The 17,940-nt window shown below is 69.5% G+C and carries 18 protein-coding genes; 10 read left to right on the forward strand and 8 right to left on the reverse strand.

Annotation, left to right across the window (positions count from 1 at the left end):
• The first annotated feature begins 66 nt into the window (after positions 1-66).
• The 3 genes from M4D77_RS20215 to M4D77_RS20225 all read left to right on the forward strand — a co-directional run bounded on the left by M4D77_RS20215 (position 67) and on the right by M4D77_RS20225 (position 1,712).
• Positions 67-465, forward strand: coding sequence for a DivIVA domain-containing protein (locus tag M4D77_RS20215; RefSeq protein ID WP_137809031.1), 399 nt, complete (start codon positions 67-69; stop codon positions 463-465).
• 105 nt (positions 466-570) lie between these two features.
• Positions 571-738 (forward strand): DUF3117 domain-containing protein, encoded by a 168-nt coding sequence (locus M4D77_RS20220; RefSeq protein ID WP_004019232.1) that lies wholly within the window; start codon positions 571-573, stop codon positions 736-738.
• 2 nt (positions 739-740) lie between these two features.
• Entirely contained in the window at positions 741-1,712 is a 972-nt protein-coding gene (locus M4D77_RS20225; protein WP_259937184.1) for a putative RNA methyltransferase, read from the forward strand.
• Here M4D77_RS20225 and glgA read toward each other — a convergent pair.
• Positions 1,691-2,854 carry a glycogen synthase gene (gene glgA / locus M4D77_RS20230; RefSeq protein ID WP_226513690.1) on the reverse strand — a complete coding sequence of 388 codons (1,164 nt, stop codon included), beginning with the start codon at positions 2,852-2,854 and terminating at the stop codon, positions 1,691-1,693. The two genes, M4D77_RS20225 and glgA, sit on opposite strands and share 22 nt — an antisense overlap.
• Positions 2,855-2,983: 129 nt before the next feature.
• Here glgA and glgC point away from each other — a divergent pair, with 129 nt between their 5' ends.
• Complete coding sequence (gene glgC / locus M4D77_RS20235) at positions 2,984-4,198, forward strand: glucose-1-phosphate adenylyltransferase (protein ID WP_078112951.1); 1,215 nt, start codon at positions 2,984-2,986, stop codon at positions 4,196-4,198.
• Here glgC and M4D77_RS20240 read toward each other — a convergent pair.
• From M4D77_RS20240 to cofD, 3 genes are read right to left on the reverse strand one after another with little or no spacing between them, the layout of a single operon-like run.
• Positions 4,195-4,791: an NUDIX hydrolase gene (locus tag M4D77_RS20240; RefSeq protein ID WP_058252536.1), complete on the reverse strand. Its 597-nt coding sequence runs from the start codon at positions 4,789-4,791 to the stop codon at positions 4,195-4,197. The genes glgC and M4D77_RS20240 overlap by 4 nt on opposite strands.
• Positions 4,788-6,137 carry a coenzyme F420-0:L-glutamate ligase gene (locus M4D77_RS20245; RefSeq protein WP_226513689.1) on the reverse strand — a complete coding sequence of 450 codons (1,350 nt, stop codon included), beginning with the start codon at positions 6,135-6,137 and terminating at the stop codon, positions 4,788-4,790. Before M4D77_RS20245 ends, M4D77_RS20240 begins: the two co-directional genes overlap by 4 nt.
• A complete protein-coding gene (gene cofD, locus M4D77_RS20250) occupies positions 6,134-7,171 on the reverse strand; it encodes a 2-phospho-L-lactate transferase (protein ID WP_226513688.1) in 1,038 nt (345 codons plus the stop codon). Before cofD ends, M4D77_RS20245 begins: the two co-directional genes overlap by 4 nt.
• A 689-nt stretch (positions 7,172-7,860) precedes the next feature.
• Between cofD and M4D77_RS20255 the strand changes: the two genes are divergently transcribed.
• Positions 7,861-8,118 (forward strand): WhiB family transcriptional regulator, encoded by a 258-nt coding sequence (locus tag M4D77_RS20255; protein ID WP_171011557.1) that lies wholly within the window; start codon positions 7,861-7,863, stop codon positions 8,116-8,118.
• Positions 8,119-8,182: 64 nt separating this feature from the next.
• On the opposite strand, the gene M4D77_RS20260 is transcribed toward M4D77_RS20255, so the two are convergent.
• Complete coding sequence (locus M4D77_RS20260; protein WP_058252540.1) at positions 8,183-8,704, reverse strand: metallopeptidase family protein; 522 nt, start codon at positions 8,702-8,704, stop codon at positions 8,183-8,185.
• A gap of 142 nt (positions 8,705-8,846) precedes the next feature.
• Between M4D77_RS20260 and M4D77_RS20265 the strand changes: the two genes are divergently transcribed.
• The 3 genes from M4D77_RS20265 to manA all read left to right on the forward strand — a co-directional run bounded on the left by M4D77_RS20265 (position 8,847) and on the right by manA (position 11,895).
• Positions 8,847-9,356, forward strand: coding sequence for a DUF3499 domain-containing protein (locus M4D77_RS20265; RefSeq protein WP_226513687.1), 510 nt, complete (start codon positions 8,847-8,849; stop codon positions 9,354-9,356).
• Positions 9,357-9,454: 98 nt separating this feature from the next.
• On the forward strand, positions 9,455-10,612 hold the full coding sequence (locus tag M4D77_RS20270; protein WP_065632653.1) for a hypothetical protein: 1,158 nt from the start codon (positions 9,455-9,457) through the stop codon (positions 10,610-10,612).
• Positions 10,609-11,895 (forward strand): mannose-6-phosphate isomerase, class I, encoded by a 1,287-nt coding sequence (gene manA, locus M4D77_RS20275; protein WP_247449707.1) that lies wholly within the window; start codon positions 10,609-10,611, stop codon positions 11,893-11,895. Before M4D77_RS20270 ends, manA begins: the two co-directional genes overlap by 4 nt.
• A gap of 10 nt (positions 11,896-11,905) precedes the next feature.
• On the opposite strand, the gene eccE is transcribed toward manA, so the two are convergent.
• The gene (eccE, locus tag M4D77_RS20280) at positions 11,906-13,621 is read right to left on the reverse strand and encodes a type VII secretion protein EccE (protein ID WP_226513685.1); all 1,716 of its coding nucleotides are present in this window, start codon (positions 13,619-13,621) and stop codon (positions 11,906-11,908) included.
• Positions 13,622-13,845: 224 nt separating this feature from the next.
• On the opposite strand from eccE, the gene eccB reads away from it, so the two are divergent.
• On the forward strand, positions 13,846-15,342 hold the full coding sequence (gene eccB / locus M4D77_RS20285) for a type VII secretion protein EccB (protein WP_259937186.1): 1,497 nt from the start codon (positions 13,846-13,848) through the stop codon (positions 15,340-15,342).
• 23 nt (positions 15,343-15,365) lie between these two features.
• Here the strand turns inward: eccB and hpxO are convergent, their stop codons facing one another.
• Together hpxO and M4D77_RS20295 are read right to left on the reverse strand one after the other, a co-directional pair.
• Positions 15,366-16,523, reverse strand: a complete 1,158-nt coding sequence (hpxO, locus tag M4D77_RS20290; protein WP_058252545.1) for an FAD-dependent urate hydroxylase HpxO — start codon at positions 16,521-16,523, stop codon at positions 15,366-15,368.
• A 109-nt stretch (positions 16,524-16,632) separates the two neighbouring features.
• Positions 16,633-17,259: a TetR/AcrR family transcriptional regulator gene (locus M4D77_RS20295; RefSeq protein WP_065632656.1), complete on the reverse strand. Its 627-nt coding sequence runs from the start codon at positions 17,257-17,259 to the stop codon at positions 16,633-16,635.
• Positions 17,260-17,377: 118 nt separating this feature from the next.
• Here M4D77_RS20295 and M4D77_RS20300 point away from each other — a divergent pair, with 118 nt between their 5' ends.
• Positions 17,378-17,935, forward strand: a complete 558-nt coding sequence (locus M4D77_RS20300; RefSeq protein ID WP_055475908.1) for an NAD(P)H-dependent oxidoreductase — start codon at positions 17,378-17,380, stop codon at positions 17,933-17,935.
• The last annotated feature ends 5 nt before the right edge of the window (positions 17,936-17,940 follow it).

The raw sequence follows: 17,940 nt of genomic DNA on the forward strand, positions 1-17,940 counted from the left end.
GGCGGCCGTCGCCGGGTCGGTGCTGTGCCGGGCCGTCGTCCGGGCGCTTCTGCCAGGATGGAACGCATGCAGACGCTGCTGCTGTACCTGCTGATCATGGGACTCGTCGTCGCGATCGTGTTCGCTGTCGTCTGGTTCGTGTTCGGACGCGGAGAAGATCTGCCGCCGGTCGAGCCCGACACCACGCTCACCCGGTTGCCGTCGGTGGGCATCACCGGCGAGGACGTGCGTGCGTTGCGCTTCGCCCAGACCCCGCGTGGTTACAAGCAGGCCGAAGTCGACTGGGCGCTGGCACGTCTCGCGCGTGAGGTCGACGACCTGCGGTCGGTGATCACGCGTCTGCGCGAACGGGAGTCGGTGCCCGGGGCGGAAGCGGTCGGATCGGCGGACGATCCGGACGTCGACGTCGCCGGGAACGGCGGCGTGGACGCCGGGCGGTCCGGCCCGCCGAGCACCCCCCAGTAGGGGCCGTACGTCGAGACCGCGCGGCGCGCGTGTCGCGCACTGACAATCGTGTGCGACCCGGGCACGTATCATGTTCGGAGCAGGGACCTTGAAGGGAGCTTGAGAATGGCGGCAATGAAGCCACGTACTGGGGACGGCCCCCTCGAAGCGGCCAAAGAAGGGCGTGGAATCGTTGTCCGGATTCCGATCGAAGGTGGAGGTCGACTCGTCGTCGAGCTGACCGCCGACGAAGCAGCCGCGCTGGGCGAGGAACTCCGCGGGGTAACTGGCTGAACATGCCCCACGAGGGCAGTTCCCATGAGGCCCGGGCGGACCCACCGACTCCGCACCGGGCGCATGGCCTCACTTCGGTACTCGAGATCCTGCGCTGCCCGGTGTGTACCGGGCGCCTGTCGGCCGACGGCGCGTCGCTGCGCTGTCCGCAGGCGCATTCTTTCGACCTCGCCCGCCAGGGCTATGTCTCACTGCTCGACGGCCGGTCCGGCGCGCTGCGCGCCGACACCGCAGCCATGGTGGCCGCCCGAGCCCGCGTGCACGACTCCGGTTTCCTGCTCCCCGTGGTCGATTTCGTCGCCGGCCGCGCGGCCGAGGTCACGGGTGGACACGACCGGCCGGTGATCCTCGACGCGGGGGCCGGTGGCGGACACTATCTTCGCGCCGCGGTCGAGGCGAGCGGGGTGCCCGGCGGTGACGGACGGTCCTCGGCCGCCGGAATCGGCCTGGACCTCTCGAAGTACTGCGCGCGGGCCATGGCGCGGGGACCCCGGCCCCTCGCTGCCGTCGTCGCCGACGTCTGGCGCGGACTGCCCGTCGTCGATGACGCTGTCGCGGTGGTGCTCTCGGTGTTCGCGCCACGCAACGCGAGCGAGTTCGCCCGCGTACTGGCCCCTGATGGCGCACTGATCATCGTGAGTCCGGGGCCCGATCACCTCGGCGAACTCATCGAGCCGATGGCGATGCTGCGTGTCGACGAGGCCAAATCCGAGCGCCTCCGTGCCTCGCTCGACGCGGGCTTCGAATTGGTCGACGAGTCACCTGTCCGGTACTCCGCCGACGTCGACGCGCAGACCGTGGGGGATCTGGTCGCCATGGGCCCGTCGGCATTTCACTCCGACGAGGCCGACATCCGCTCGCGGGCCGCGGCCTTCGCCGGGGACGGTCGGGTGCCGGTCACGGTGTCGGTCGTGGTGACCACGTGTCGGCCCGTCCGCGGACGCTCACCCGCTCAGCGCCGTACGGACTCGTAGACACCCAGCGTCTGTTCGGCGATCGACGCCCAGGAGAACTCGGCCTCGGCGCGTTCGCGGCCGGCCACCCCCATCGCCGACGCCGCCGCATCCGAGGCCACCGCGTTCACCGTGTCGGCGAGATCGTGTTCGAAGGTCGCCGGATCGACGGGGTCGTACCGCACGAGGCGGCCGGTGACGTTGTCGCGCACCACCTCGGGAATGCCGCCGACCGCCGAGGCCACCACCGCGGTACCGCAGGCCATCGCCTCGAGGTTGACGATGCCCAGCGGTTCGTACACCGATGGGCACACGAAGACCGTTGCCGCGGTCAAGATCTCGCGGATCCGGGGGAGTGGGAGCATCTCGCGCACCCAGTGGACGCCGGGACGCGAGGCGGAGAGTTCGCCCACCGCGCTCTCGATCTCGGCGCCGATCTCCGGCGTGTCGGGGGCACCAGCACAGAGGACGAGCTGGATGTCCGGATCGAACCGGTGCGCCGCGGCCACCAGATGTGCGACGCCCTTCTGCCGGGTGATCCGGCCGACGAACGCCACGATCGGGCGGTCCGGGTCGAGCCCGAGTGCGGTCGGCGTCGAGTCGGGTCCGAACGGATCGTCGACCGGGAACCATTGAGATGTGTCGATCCCGTTGCGCACCACATGGACACGCTCAGGGTCCAGACGCGGGTAGGTGTCACAGATCTCGGTGCGCATCCCCGAGCTCACCGCGATCACCGCGTCGGCGTACTCCACCGCGTTGCGTTCCACCCAGCTCGACACCCGGTACCCGCCGCCGAGTTGCTCGGCCTTCCACGGGCGCGACGGTTCGAGCGAGTGGGCGGTCAGCACGTGCGGCACGTCGTAGAGCTGTCCCGCCAGGTGCCCGGCAAGGCCGGTGTACCAGGTGTGGGAGTGCACGACGTCGGCACCGGACGCACCCACCACCATCCGCAGATCGGCCGACAACGTGGTGATCGCCGCATTCGCCCCGGCCAACCCCGGGTCGGGGGTGTACACCGCGGCGGTCTCCCGCTCGGCGCCCATGCAGTGCACGTCGACGGTGATGAGATCGCGCAGATACCGGACCAATTCGGTGACGTGGACCCCGGCGCCGCCGTAGACCTCAGGTGGATATTCCCGTGTCATCATCGCCACCCGCATGATCTCGACGCTAGTGCCAACGCGCGCAGATCGCCATCGGTGCTGCCAAACCCTGGTCGCGACCGACGCCACGCATACTGACCGCCCGGTCATCTGGCCGACGGCTTCGATCGCGGTTAAGTTGGGGGAGTGAGATCTGAGCCGCACGTCCTCGGCATCGTCCTCGCAGGCGGCGAAGGCAAGCGTCTGTACCCGCTGACGATGGACCGCGCCAAACCTGCGGTGCCCTTCGGCGGCGCCTACCGGCTCATCGACTTCGTGCTGTCGAACCTGGTCAACGCCGGTTACGAGCGCATTTGCGTACTGACACAGTACAAGTCGCATTCGCTGGACCGGCACATCTCGCAGACCTGGTGGACGTCGGGATTCCACGGCGAGTACATCACCCCGGTGCCGGCCCAGCAGCGACTCGGACCACGCTGGTACACCGGCAGTGCCGATGCGATCTTCCAGTCGATGAACCTCATCACCGACGAACGACCCGAGTACATCGTCGTCTTCGGAGCCGATCACGTGTACCGGATGGATCCGTCGCAGATGGTGGCCGCGCACATCGAATCCGGCGCCGACGTCACGGTGGCCGGGATCCGCGTGCCCCGAGCAGAGGCGGTGGCCTTCGGCTGCATCGACTCCGACGAGAGCGGGAAGATCACCCGCTTCCTGGAGAAGCCGGCCGATCCGCCCGGCACGCCGGACGATCCCGACGTGACGTTCGCGTCGATGGGCAACTACGTGTTCACCACCGAGGCGCTGGTCGACGCGCTGCGCGCCGACGCCGCCGACTCGGACTCCGACCACGACATGGGCGGTGACATCATCCCGGCCTTCGTGCGCCGGGACACCGCCTTCGTCTACGACTTCAAGGACAACCAGGTACCCGGTGCCACCGAACGCGACACCGGTTACTGGCGCGACGTCGGAACCCTGGATGCGTTCTACGAGGCGCACATGGACCTGGTGTCGGTCCACCCGATCTTCAACCTCTACAACGGCCGCTGGCCCATCCGCGGCGAGACCCACAACCTGCCGCCCGCCAAGTTCGTCCAGGGCGGGGTCGCGGAGGACTCCGTGGTCGGTTCCGGATGCATCATCTCCGCCGGCACGGTGCGCAACTCCGTGCTGTCGTCGAACGTCATCGTCGAGGACGGCGCGGTGGTCGAGGGCAGCGTGCTGATGCCCGGCGTGCGCGTCGGCAAGGGCGCGGTGGTCCGCAAGGCCATCCTCGACAAGAACGTCGTGGTCGGTGACGGCGAGCAGCTCGGTGTCGATCTCGAGGCCGACCGCGAACGGTTCTCGGTGAGCGCCGGCGGTGTGGTCACCGTCGGCAAGAACATCCAGGTTTAGCGCCGCCGCCCGTCGCGTAGGGCCGCGTCGATGAGCGTCGCGATGTCGTCTCCGGCGTCGTCCGGAAGCGCGTCGACCGGCCACCAGCGGAGGTCCACGGACTCGTCACTGCATACGACGCGGGGGAGTTCACCGTCGGGCGTCGGGGCGGCGACCACCCGGTAGCGGACGTCGAGGTGGCGGGTGGGGACTCCCAAGGAGCAGGTGATCGGGTGGGTGTGGAGGTGGACCATCCCGTCACCGGCGAGCGTGGGGTCGGCGGTGTCGAGCACGAGTTCGGGCATGCCCGACTCTTCTCGCGCCTCGCGTAGCGCCGCGCCGGCGAGGGAATCGTCGGAGGGTTCGCAGTGACCGCCGAGCTGTATCCACTTCCCGACGCGGGGGTGCAGGGTCAGCAGAACGTGTCGGCGCGTCGCGTCGAAGACGATCGCCGAACCCGTCAGATGTCCTGGTGCGCAGGCCCGAAGACACCCGTCCGGGGAAGCCGCGAGGAACGCGAGATATGCGTGGCGCAGGGAGTCCTGGGCGGGATCGGGTGTCTCCCACCGTGTCAGGGCCTCGACGGCGGAGGCGTGCAGCGACTCGGCGGTCACAGTTCGACGACCCACTCCGCGGTGGGGGCGGGGTCGCGCAACCCGGCCGGTTCGAGCGGATGTCCGATCGCGACGGCCCCCAGCGGTTCCCACTCCGGACCCAGATCGAGGACGCGGCGCACCGTCGGCGCGGCGAAGATGGTCGACCCGACCCAGCAGCTGCCGATGTCGCGAACCGCCAGCGCGGTGAGCAGGGTGGCGACCGCCCCGCCCGCGGCCACGGTGAACATCGTGTGCTCGGCGGCGTTGCGACGATCATCGGGGTAGTCGTGGGCGCCCTCGGGTACGAGGAACGGGATCACCAGTTCCGGGGCGTCGTAGAGGATCTGCCCGCGTCGAAGTCGCTTCTCGATGGATTCGGCTGTCTTGGAGTCCGATTCGAGGTCGGTGCGCCAGTCGCGCGTCATGGCGTCGAGCAGTTCGCGGCGTCGCGGGGCGGAACGCAGCCACACGAAGCGGACCGGATGTGTGTGGTGGGGTGCCGGGGCGGTGAGCGCCTCGGCGAGGGCGTCGCGCAGCTCCGCGGGGTCGACGGGCCGATCGGCGAAGGTGCGCACCGAACGCCGGGTGCGGATGGCCTCTCGGCGGCCCTGTGCGATCGCCTCTTCGGTCCCGAGACGGAACAGGTCCTCGTCGTAGGGACGGATGAGGTCGGCGGCGGTGGTGCCGTCGTCGGCCGGAGCGAACCCGCGGACGACGGCGACGGGGACGGCGGCGAGCTTGCCCTTGACGAGGTCTGCCGCGGCGGCGAGTTCGTCGGCCACCGCTATCTCGGTGACGATCAACGGATTCCCGTAGTCGTCGACGCCGCCCTCGTAGGGATGGGTCACGGCGATGCCGGCCGCGCCGATGGCGACGTCGGTCTGTCCGGTCCGCCAGGCCCGACCCATCGTGTCGGTGATGATCACCGCGACGTCGAGGCCGGCGGCGTCGGCGATGGCACGCCGCAGTGACGCCGCACTGCGGTCGGGGTTCTCCGGCAGGAGTGCCAGTTGGTCGCTGCGCACATTCGAGCCGTCGATCCCGGCCGCTGCCTGCACCAGGCCGAGGCGGTTCTCGGTGATCAGGGTCCGGTTCTTGCGGGCCAGGACGCGCACCGATTCGGCGTCGACGAGGCGACGACGCAGTGCGTCCCGCTCCTCGGGGTCGCTGGGCGCGTCGACCATCCGCCCTTCGGCCTTGGAGATGATCTTGCTGGTGACCACCAGCACGTCGCCGGACTCGAGCCAGGGTGCGGCGCCGAGGATCTCACCCGCGACGTTGGAGTCGGCGGTGAACTCGGGCAGGCCGGTCACCGGCCGGATCTCGAGATGTCCCGGTGCGCGGTGGTCGGGGCGAGCGGTCACCGCACGCCCTTGTTGGTCTCGGGCAGCGGTACGTCGACGAGCGCGCAGGCCGCACGCACCATCTGCGCGGTGGCCGCGGGGTCGGTCATGAGCAGCGGTGCGGCGCCGACGGCGATGCCGTCGACAGCGGCGTGGTCACCCTTGGCGATGAGCCAACCGTCGAGAATCCCGTTGCCGCTGCGGGCGCCGTAGTGTCCGGCGATCCCCTGTGCCGAGGACTCGACCTCGATCACGGACAGGCATTCGTCGGCCATGCCGCGCAGGGGACGGTTGTCGATGACCGGTGAGATCCCGACCACCGGGGCCTTGGTCTGGCGCAGCGCGCTGCGCATCCCGGGAACACTGACGATGGCGCCGATGCTCACGACCGGGTTCGACGGCGCGAGGAGGATGACATCGGCGTCGGCGATCGCGTCGAGGACGCCGGGTGCCGGTGCCGTGTCGTCCGAACCGACCTGCGCGAAGCCGAAGGTGGGGATCTGCGCGCGATGGCGTACCCACCATTCCTGGAAGTGGATCGCGACCCGTTCGCCGTCCTCGCCGTCGGGTTTGGCGACCACGACGTGGGTTTCGTGACGGTCGTCGGTGACGGGCAGGAGCCGCACCCCGGGGACCCAGCGCCGGCACAGGGCGGCCGTGACGTCGGACAGCCGGTACCCGGCGTCGAGCATCTGGGTCCGGATGAGGTGGGTCGCGAGATCGCGATCGCCGAGTCCGAACCAATCCGGGTCGGCCCCGTAGGCGGCGAGTTCCTCTTTCGCGCGCCAGGATTCGTCGCGCCGACCCCACCCGCGTTCGGGATCGATCCCGCCCCCGAGGGTGTACATACAGGTGTCGAGGTCGGGGCAGATGCGGACGCCGTGCATCCAGGCGTCGTCGCCCACGTTCACGATGGCGGTGATCTCGTGCTCGGTCGCCGGGGCGCCGGACGCGTCGTCCTGGGGGGCCGGGAACGCCGTCGGGCCGAACAATTCGCGCAGACCGAGGAGGAATCGTGCCCCTCCGACGCCCCCGACGAGTACGGTCACCTTCACAGCAGGTACTCCTTCACACCGCCACTGTAGTGCGCGGTGTGAGTCGGCGGTCAGGCGCTGTCGGTGCGGTTCGGATGGTTTCGACCCGTGCCGGGTTCGGTGTGACATTCACGTCGGGTTGAGGTCAATGTCGTGTCGAGTCACAGAGTTGTCGGATCCTGGTGGTAAACAGAGAATCTTTGACTTCAACTTGACCGGGACCGCCTTGGGCGTGTGTAATCACATCAGTGTCATTCCGAGTTTGAGATCGAGAACCTTCGGATCGAAAACCGCTGGACTTCAACGGATTCGATCGTATGTTCGAACTCGGGAGAGGGTCGGTTCCGGCACTTCGCGGGCCGTCGCTCGGGCGCTGTGTACGTCTGATGTGGGTGTTTCCACATCCGTAGTACAAGTGGTGTGGCAACAGTGGTGGGTGCGGCACACAGGCCGTGTTCGCAGAGGACGCAGAAACTACCAACATCCCGAGCTAGGAGGCGCCGACGATGGCTTTGGAAAACCCGATCGGCAATCCGCTTGAACCACAGAACCGCCCGCAATTCACCGCCGAATTCAACACCCTTGGCCCCGTTGATGATTCGATGATCGGCGGCACTGCCGCCGCGTCGGCCATCGGCATCGGGACCGACTTCGGGTCGCCGCACGGGCCCGTCGCCGACGACGCCGACCCGGGTCGTCGTCATCTTTCGTTGGTGCCCAACGACTTCGACGATCTCTTCGACGCCGTCGAAGAGCAGTGGCAGGACCGTGCCCTGTGTGCGCAGACCGACCCCGAGGCGTTCTTCCCGGAAAAGGGTGGGTCGACACGTGAGGCCAAGCGGATCTGCCAGGGCTGCGAGGTCAAGTCCGAATGCCTCGAGTACGCACTGCACAACGACGAACGCTTCGGCATCTGGGGCGGCCTGTCGGAGCGTGAGCGCCGGCGTCTCAAGCGCGGCATCATCTGACCGGCGTCACCATCTGACCGGACGGCTCGCGACGGAGTCGTCCCCACCGATCATCGACCGCGGATCACTCTGGTCCGCGGTCGATCGTGTCTTCGTCGACGCCCAGATGCGTCGCCACCTGTTGCACGAGTACCTCGTGGATCAGATCCAGCAACTCGGTGCCCTTCTTGGCCCGGGACTCCAGCGGCCGGCGGAACAGGATGATCTGCGCCCGCGTCGGTGCGCCGTTCACATCCATCCCGGCCGGGATCAGCCGTGCGAGCGGCACCGCACCGTCGGCGGTCACCTCGTCGGGCCACTCGACCGTCTCGGGGTCACGGGGCAGGAGCCGGGGGATCTCGTCGACGGCGATGTCGAGTCCGGCGATCTGGTCATGCCACTGCGCGTCGATCTCGGCGAACGCCTCCAGGGCGACCGCGTCGAATTCATCGGACCGGCTGTTGTGGGCGGGCACGCCCTGTGGCAGCAACGGCGAGCGCAGTCCCCGTCCGCGACGATCGCGGTGACGACCCGTCCGCCGGCGACCGCGGCGCGCCTCCGGCAGGCCGGAGGAGCCACGTGGAGTCGGCTTCGGGTCGATACGCATGGCGAGAGTGTAGGAGGTCGGACGAGTCCGTGTCTCCTCCGGTCACTGCGTGTCTGCTCCGGCGGTCCGGGTCTTCGTCGGCCGCCCGCCCGGTGAGCGTGTCGCCGACGCGGTTGCGAGCGACGAGGGCTAATCTCGTCACGTGAAGCTTCCCCGACTGTGCTGCCGACCCGGCTGCGCCCGATCCGCGGTGGCTACCCTGACCTTCGTCTATGCCGAGTCGACCGCGGTGATCGGTCCGCTCGCGACGTCACAGGAGCCGCACTCGTGGGACCTGTGCGACGATCACGCCCGCCGGATCACCGTCCCGCGCGGCTGGGAGATGCTGCGCAGCGAGCGGGGATTCTCCGCGCCGCCGGCCGAGGATCAAGAGCTGACCGCGCTCGCCGAGGCGGTTCGGGAAGCCGGAGCCGTCGCCGGCGGTGGACGCCCGCGGTACGTCGACCGCAGTCCGATCGACGCCCTCGACGCCTTCGAGGACACCGCGTTCGTCGAGGCCCATCGCGATGCCGTGGACGACCGTCGGACGGGTCGGCACCGCGCCGGCCCGGTCGATGCGCCCGCCCCGACCGCCGGGCCGTCGCGTCACCAGACCCGGCCGCGCCCGGGGCGCCGCGGACACCTGCGGGTACTGCCGGACCCGGTCGACTGACCGGTCACCACCGCGCGGGGGGCGTGGACCCCGAAGGCATCGCCGCAACTGTGCCGAGTACGTGCGCGCCGACTTCGCGACCTGGCTACCCTGGTGACATGCGAACCGGTTCCCCCGACCTCGACGACGCCGAGGAGCTGATCTCGGCCGATGTCGACGGTTTGCTGAGAGCGGTCGCGCTCGCCGGCGCACAGGTGCGCGCCGTCGCCGAAGCGGTACGCGAAGGCGTGCTCGCCCCGCTCGCGGACCTGCGTCCCCGTAGCGTCATCGTGGTCCACGGTTCCAGCGGCGTCTCCCATCGGGCGACCGACTTCGCGGTGGCCACGCTCGGGGCCCGGGTGGACGTCCCGGTGGTCAGTGGTCCGGTGTTGCCCGGGTGGATCGGCCCGCTCGACGTCGTGATCGTCGCCGGCGACGATGCCGGGGACATGGCGCTCGCCGACGCCGCCGCGCGGGCGTTACGCCGGCGGGCCGAGGTCGTGGTGGTCGCACCCGTGGCCGGGCCTCTGCGAGATGCGCTGGGCGGCAACGGGATCAACCTCGCGCCGCGGTTCGACATCGAACCCCGCTTCCGCTTCGTGGGGTTCGCCGCCGCGCTGCTCGCGGTGTTCGGTGCGCTGACCCAGGTCCGGTTCACCGGGAGCGTGCCCGCACTCGACGACCTCGCCGACGCACTCGACGACGAGGCCTCGACCGGACACCCGGCCCGCGACGCCTTCCACAATCGCGCCAAATCGCTGGCGCTGCGCGTCCAGGGCCGCCCCACCGTCTGGACGGCGGACAGCCCGGCCGGCGCGGCCATCGCCCGGCATGCGGTCGCCGGGCTCGTCGGACTCTCCGGGATCGTCAGCGCCGCAGCCGAACTCACGGACGTCTCGCGAATGGTGCAGTTGCTCGGGTCGCGTTCGGATGTCGCGCCGAGTGCGGACTCGATCTTCTACGATCCCGACTTCGACGGACCGCCGGCAGCTCCCGCGCCGCGCGTCCAGGTCGTCTCGACCGGGCGGCGGGAATGGTTCACGCGTCAGCGGATCACCGGTCTCGGAGAGGTCGATCTCCTAGTCGGAATCGATCGTGCGCAAGAGACTTCGGCCGCCGGGGGCGCGGACGGCCGCGAGTGGGAGGACCGGCGTCCGGCGCCGGGTGAGGATCCGGTGGCCGACGGCCCGGGGGATGTACTGGATTTCCTGATCGTGGCACTACGGGTCGAGATGGCGGCGGTGTACCTCCGCCTGGTTGGGAACGCGTTGCAATGAGGATCATCGACGGAGTGGTGCGGCCATACGCCTGGGGGTCGCGGACCGCGATCGCGTCCATGCAGGGTAGGTCCGTGCCATCGGCGCACCCGGAGGCGGAGCTGTGGTTCGGGTCCCATCCCGCGGGTTCGGCTCGGTGCGTCGATGTCGCCGGGATCGAGCAGGATCTCGTCGATGTGATCGACGCGGATCCGATCGGCACGCTCGGCGCGGCAAGCACGGCGGCCTTCGGCGAGCGTCTGCCGTTCCTCCTGAAGGTGCTCGCCGCCGAGGAACCGCTGTCCCTGCAGGCACATCCGTCCGCCGAACAGGCCCGGGCAGGATTCGAACGCGAGAACGCCCGCGGTGTCGCGCTCGAAGCCCGCGACCGCAACTACCGCGATCCATGGCACAAGCCCGAACTGATCGTCGCGACGACACCGTTCGACGCACTGGCCGGCTTCCGTCGACCGGAGGACACCATCCGGTTGCTCCGCGCACTGCAGGTCAGTGAGCTCGACCCCTATCTGGGGATGCTCGCGGGGCAGCCGGACTCGGAGGGGCTGCGGGCGCTCTTCACGACGTGGCTGACGCTGCCCGAGTCGCTGCTCCGTCAGCTGGTCCCGGCGGTACTCGCCGGCGCGGTCACCGTGCTGAGCACGGGTGAGACGGAGTTCGTCGCCGAACTGCGGACGGTGTGTGAACTCGGGGAGGCCTACCCGAACGATCCCGGTGTCCTGGCATCGTTGCTGCTCAACAACATTCACCTCGAACCCGGGCAGGGTCTCTATCTGTCCGCGGGTAACCTGCACGCCTACCTCCGCGGTACGGGTGTGGAGATCATGGCGAACTCCGACAATGTGCTGCGGGGCGGACTGACGCCCAAACACATCGACGTTCCCGAGTTGTTGCGCGTCCTCGACTTCACCCCGGTCGATGTCTCGGACCTGACCCCGCAGATCCGGACCGTCGGCGCCGAGCGCGTGTACCTCACCCCCGCTCCCGAATTCCGGCTGTCGCGTGTCGAACTCGACGGGACGGGCCTCCACCACGCCTCGTCGATCTGCTTCGACATGCCGGGCCCGCAGATCCTCGCCGTGCTCAGCGGCGCGGTGGAGGTCCGACCGGCGGGTGGGAACCCGCTCACCGTGACGGCCGGACGGGCGGTGTGGATCACCGACGACGACCCGGACGTCATCGTCCGCGCGGCGTCGGCTCGTGCGGTCTTCTACCGCGCGCTGGTGCCGGCCGCGGTCTCGGCGCAACCCGACCTGACCTCATCGGTGGCGTCCGCGTCCGAATGATGTCAGTCCGTCAGCGCCGAACCGGAGTAGCCGCAGCGGTGCCCGCGGGTTCGGGGTAGCCGCCGATCAGGTTCCATTCGTCGGGGGTCGCGACCATGGTGACCAGGATCGGCCGCCCGCCGGTGTCGAGTGCGATGTCCTGTGGCGTACGCGGATTCTGACGCAGCGCGACGGTGGCGCCGTCGGCGGGTTCGCCGAGGCCCGGTGCGACGACGATCATCCGCGTGGTGTCGGGTTGCGGGGAAGGTGGCGCCACACCGTCGACGATGACCAGGCCGGGGCCGGGGCGCGCCGGGGTGCGGTCGCCCGAGAGTGACAGCGCGCTCGGATCGCCCACGGCGGTGACCACCGGGGTCCACCGGTGCGGGCGGTCGGTGTGCACGCGCACCGCGGCACCGACCGCCACTGCGCGGAGAGCGATCTGGGCCACGACGTGAATGCCCGCGGCGACCGAGACCGTGGAGATACCGGGTCCGACGAGCCGGGTGGCGACCGCGCGGCCGGCGTGATCGGCGCCGATGAGCTGGCCGCAACCGCCTGCCGGGATACGCGCCGAAGCGAGGAACGCCTCCGCCTCCGAACCCGTGAGTGCGGGTACGGCCCGGTCGAGCCGGGTCGGCGTCGAGATGGGGAGACTCGCTGCGAGAGCGTCGAACTGGCGGCCGTCGAGGGGGATCAGACCCGCGGGCCATCCACCGAGTGCGCGCCGCGCGGCGGGGAACTCGTTGACGCGGACGATCCCGGACACCTCGACCGTCGTGCGATCGCCGCGACGCCTGCCCTCGGTGACTCGTGGGCGCAACTTCACGGTGACGGTCGTCGAGACCGCGGAGTTGACCCAGATGCCGCGCAGCACGTCGGTCAGGGCGGCCGGTTCGACGGCGGCGCTGCGCATCCGCAGACCGGCGACGCCGACCGAGTCGCGTTCCTCGGCGAGCGAGTCGAGGCTCGCGCCCTCGATGAGCTGCGCCGTGATGGCGGTGATCTGTGCCGCCGACAGGATGGTCGTCGACAAGCCGTGTTCGGCGAGCCTCTTGGCGACGCGGCGGGTGGTCACCGTCGCGGTGCGCAGTGCACCGGTCGCGCCGCCCCCGCGGCGGGCGACGGCGTCGGCGCAGTCGAGGGGATTGAGCCGGAGGACGACCAACACTGACCGTTGGGCCGTCGCCGACAGCGGGCCCAGGGTGCGGTCGTAGGTGTCCGGCGCGATGCCCGAACCCCACACGCGCACACCGTGACTGATGACCTCGATGGAGCTGAGCCGGATGTCGTAGGGACTGATGCACTCGGCCAGGACGCCGAGGGGCACCACCTGGCCCGATTCGTCGCCGAGTTCGCTGTGGCCCGGGGTCAGGTAGGTGACGGCCGGGCTGCCCGGGTCCACCCGGACGACGGTGACCAGGGTGTCGCCGACCCACCTCGCGCCGATGGTCGTCGGAGCCGATGTCCGCCGTGCGGTGGCGTGGGTGCTGGGGGCGGGCAGCGGGATGTCGAACGGGGCCGGGGCGAGATCGCCGTGGTCGCGGCGCATCCGCGACCACGAGAACGACAGATTCGCCACGATTCGCCCGAACACCGACGGCCGGCCGCCGACGCGCACCAGACCTGCGGAGACGACCGCGGCCACGCCGAGTGCGGTTGCACCCCAGACGCTGCCGGACACCACCCAGACGACGAGTCCGAGTGCCAGCACCGCCTCGATCACGACGAGTGTGGGCAGTGCCATCCCACGTCTGTTCCGCTCCACGGTTGCGACCCCCTCGATCACCGCTGCCGACTGCCGCGTGCCGTCCACCGAGAGTGTGCACAAGCGGTGGAGCCCCACACGTCAGGGGCATGTTTGTCGGCTAGGCTACTACCGCGCGGCAGGGGGTATGCCGCAGGAGATCACAACCCGCTCGCCGCCGGAGAAGGTCCGACGCCGCGGCCCGGGTGCGGACAGGGGGAGCCGTGGCACGTCAGCTGACGACCAAAGCCCAGGTCAACGGCTACCGTTTCCTGATCAAGAGGCTCGAGCACGCGCTGGTACGACGCGATGTCCGGATGTTGCACGATCCCATGCGTTCACAGTTGCAGGCGCTCGTGGTCGGGACCGTCCTCGGCTTGTTGGTCCTCGGCGGGTGCGGAATCTGGGGCCTGATCCGGCCGCAGGGGTCCGTCGGCGACGCCACGATCATCGTCAGCAAGAACAGCGGCAGCACCTACGTCCTGATCGAGGACACCCTGCATCCCGTCCTCAACCTGGCCTCGGCACGGCTGGTGACGGGTAGCTCGGAGTCGCCGACCTCGGTCGGGGACAACAAGCTCAAGCCGTACCCGCGCGGACCCCTGCTGGGCATCCCGGGTGCGCCGGCGGCACTGCCGAAGTCGTCGCACCCGGACTCCTCCACCTGGACGGTCTGCGATTCGTCGACCGTGTCGGACGCGCCGGTCGAGTCGATCGAGCAGACCGTCATCGCCGAGACGCCGCGTCTGGGTGACGCGATCGGGACGGCGCGCCCCGCCGACGCCGTGCTCGTCGATGGCGGCGACGAGACCTTCCTGGTGTATCAGCTGTTCCGGGACGGTGTCTGGAGTCCGGTCCGTGCCGCTGTCGACACCGAGAGCGCGCCCGTCATGCGGGCTCTCGGCCTCGAGGGGGCCACGCCCCGGCAGATGTCCACCGGCCTGCTCAATACCTTCCCACTCGTCGATCCGCTTGCCGTGCCGGAGATCTCGGGTGCCGGCCAGCCCGGGGCAGTCGACGGCGCGAGTGTCGGCAGTGTCGTCAAGTCGGTCGGTGTCGACGACACGACGTCCTATCATCTGGTGCTGCGCGACGGGGTGCAGGAGATCAGCGCCCCGACCGCCGAACTCATGCGGCTGGCCGACTCCGACGCAGCTCCGGTGACCACCGTCGCCCCGGGGCAGCTCGCCGCGCTGAGAACCGTGGAGTCGGAACCCGTCTCGGACTTTCCCGAAGTCGCGCCGTCGCTGCTGGACGTGAGCGGCGATCCGACGCTGTGCCGCACCTGGACCCGCGGGACGGGGGAGCCCCGCGCACAGACGACGTTGCTCGCGGGGCGCGAACTGCCGCTCGCGTCGGACGCGGTGCCGGTCCGGCTGACGTCGTCCGATGGTGCCGGACCGAACCTCGACGCGGTCTACATGCCGCCCGGCTCGGGTGAGTATCTGCAGGTGACCGGCAACGAGTCGGACAGCTCGCGCACCGAATCGCTGTTCTACGTCAACGATTCGGGTGTGCGGTTCGGCGTACCGGACTTCGAGACCGGCGGCATCCTCGGGCTCGGGGATTCACCATCCCGCGCGCCGTGGTCGGTGGTGTCGCTGCTCGCGCCCGGGCCGACCCTCTCGCGCGAGCACGCCCTTGTCGCGCACGACGGCCTGGAGACCGCACGACTCGACGCCGGCGCGGAGCACACCGAAGGACCCTCGACCGGCGGATGATCGACGGCGCTCCCGCCGCGGCCCTACGTGAGCGGGCCGCCGACGATGTTGCCGACGATCCCGCGGATGACGTTGGTGCCGTCCTCGGATCGCAGTTCCTCATACCAGGCCGCGGTCGCCTCCGGGTCCTTGCCGTGCGTGACGTCGCAGCGCTTGCGTGCGCGGAGCACGAGGTCGGCGGCCCGTTCGGTGCGTGACGCCTCATAGGTCGTGAGGGCCGCGTGCAGGTCGTCGGGGTGATCACGGAAGGCGAACTGCAGGGCGATCGCATCTTCCATCGCCGAACAACCACCCTGCCCGATGTCGGGGGTGGTGTTGTGTGCGGCGTCGCCGAGTAGTGCTACATGTCCCCGGACCCAGGTGTGGAACGGATCGATGTCGAGGATCTCGACGCGGTTGGTGGTCGCGGGATCCAGTGTCTCGATGAGCTTCTGGACGCCGGGCGCCCATCCGGCGAACTCCTCGGCGAGCACCTCGCGTGCGGTTCCACGTTCGAACGGAACCCCTTCGGGCATGGTCACGTCGAAGAAGAAGTAGAATCGGTTGCCCGCCACCGGCATCACCGATACCCGACGCGAATCGCCCACGTAGGTGGTCCATTCGGTGGCCGGTCCGATCTCCTCGTCGATCGGGACGAGCCCGTTGAAGTTCACGTACCCCGCGTAACGACGCTCGACCGCGTGACCGAGCACATGGTCGCGGGCAAGCGATCTCGCACCGTCGGCGGCGATGACGACATCACCCTGGGCAGTGGTGCCGTCGGCGAATTCGACAGTGGCGCCGTCCGGACCGTCGTGGACGGCGACCATCTTCTTGCCGAACCGGATCTCGTCGTGGCCGAAGGCGTTCATGAGCATGAGCTGGAGTTCGGCGCGTGCGATCGGGTAAGGACGTTGCCCGACCTCGTCGATGAGCGGTGCCATGCTGAAGCGGCACATCGTCTCTCCGGTGAATGCGTCGATGTAGCTCATCGAATCGACGATGCCGCCCAGCGCGGCGGTCTCGGCTTCGAGGCCGAGGTGGTTCAGGCACTTGACCCCGTTGGACCACACCGAGATCGCCGCGCCGACGGGGCGGTTCTCGGTGACCTGCTCGTATATCTCGACCTCGTGCCCGAGCTGTCGCAACGCGATGCCCGCCGAGGTCCCGCCCATACCGGCGCCGATGATCACAGCTTTCACAGGAACCCAGGCTAGGTGTCCGCGAGCCGCGGCGCGCGGCGAGTACGCCGGACACCTCGCCGCCTGACCGCCGCTGCGAGGACGTCGTGACCGGGATGGACCCGACGGGTCAGGACCGGTCGTGTCCGGTGACGAGCGCGGTGACCATGTCCTGCCACTGATGGGTGATCGTCTCGAGGTCGAGTCCGACGTCCACCAACAGGTAGCGGACCGAACTCGCCGAGAGCGGCGCCTGGACAGTGAGGGCCAGGAAATCCAGCGCGCCGTCGAAACCCAACTGGCGCAACAGGATCTGCACATGCTGGGTGGACGTTCGGGCCACCGGGTGACTCATGAAGTCCTCGGCGCCGGCGCCGGCCTCCAGCAGGATGTCGAGGTGGTCGGCGGTGAGCTTGAGGCGAGCGCGACCGTAGGCGAGGAGTCGGTCGAGTGGGGGAGCGCCGGGACCCAGCGGCTCCGGACCGGACAGATACGCCTGCTGGATCTCGGACTCGCTGTGGTCGAGGAGAGCGAGCATGAGCCCGGTCCGGCTGCCGAAGCGACGGAACACTGTGCCCTTGCCCACACCCGCTTCGCGGGCAACCGCCTCCATCGTCACCGCGGCCGCACCGTGGTGATCGATGAGGTTCTTGGCGGCAGCCAGCAACAGACGCCGGTTACGTGCGGCGTCGGCACGTTCGGTCCCCGAAGAATTGAGCGAGATGTGGAGTGGGGAGTGGTCGGGCCCGTTTGGCACGTGATGAGCGTAACCCTTGACCAGATGCGGAATGAATCGGACCCTGGTCCGGTTAGAGCATGTCGTAGACAAGGTCGCGTGGACTTCCACGGACTCCTGTGCCATCGAGAGGAATCACATGTCGGAACGAGTCGTCGAACTGGTCGCGCTGGTCGGAAGCCTGCGTACGGCCTCGGTCAACCGCCAGCTCGCCCACCTGGCCGCGGACAATGCGCCGTCGGGAGTCTCCATCACGGTCGTCGACAATCTCGGCTCGCTGCCGTTCTACAGCGAGGACATCGACATCGAGGAGCAGCTCGACCCAGCCGTGGCGAACCTGCGCCAGATCGTCGGCGCCGCCGACGGCGTGCTGATCGCGACCCCCGAGTACAACGGCACCATCCCCGCCGCACTCAAGAACGCCATCGACTGGTTGTCGCGGCCCTACGGCACCGGCGCGCTCACGGGCAAGCCCGTCGCGGTGCTGAGCGCGGCCCTCGGCCAGTACGGCGGCGCGTGGACCCGTGAGGACACCCGTAAGTCGGTCGGCATCGCCGGCGGTCGCGCGATCGCGGAAGCCGACCTCGGTCTGCAGCTCGCGGCACTGCCCGAGGCCGGCCTGGATTCTCCGGAGGTCGTCGAGAAGGTCGTCGCGTCCGTCACCCGGCTCGTCGACGAGGTCGCTGTCAGCGCCTGACCCGC

The organism is Gordonia sp. p3-SID1431, from assembly GCF_025143765.1.
Classification (GTDB): domain Bacteria; phylum Actinomycetota; class Actinomycetes; order Mycobacteriales; family Mycobacteriaceae; genus Gordonia; species Gordonia hongkongensis.

Bases quoted from the DNA above. Each gene is read 5' to 3' on its own strand.
- M4D77_RS20220 (WP_004019232.1), top strand. From the start codon at position 571: ATGGCGGCAATGAAGCCACGTACTGGGGACGGCCCCCTCGAAGCGGCC.
- eccE (WP_226513685.1), bottom strand. From the start codon at position 13,621: ATGGCACTGCCCACACTCGTCGTGATCGAGGCGGTGCTGGCACTCGGA.
- M4D77_RS20215 (WP_137809031.1), top strand. From the start codon at position 67: ATGCAGACGCTGCTGCTGTACCTGCTGATCATGGGACTCGTCGTCGCG.
- glgA (WP_226513690.1), bottom strand. From the start codon at position 2,854: ATGCGGGTGGCGATGATGACACGGGAATATCCACCTGAGGTCTACGGC.
- manA (WP_247449707.1), top strand. From the start codon at position 10,609: ATGAGGATCATCGACGGAGTGGTGCGGCCATACGCCTGGGGGTCGCGG.
- M4D77_RS20225 (WP_259937184.1), top strand. From the start codon at position 741: ATGCCCCACGAGGGCAGTTCCCATGAGGCCCGGGCGGACCCACCGACT.
- M4D77_RS20260 (WP_058252540.1), bottom strand. From the start codon at position 8,704: ATGCGTATCGACCCGAAGCCGACTCCACGTGGCTCCTCCGGCCTGCCG.
- M4D77_RS20300 (WP_055475908.1), top strand. From the start codon at position 17,378: ATGTCGGAACGAGTCGTCGAACTGGTCGCGCTGGTCGGAAGCCTGCGT.
- M4D77_RS20270 (WP_065632653.1), top strand. From the start codon at position 9,455: ATGCGAACCGGTTCCCCCGACCTCGACGACGCCGAGGAGCTGATCTCG.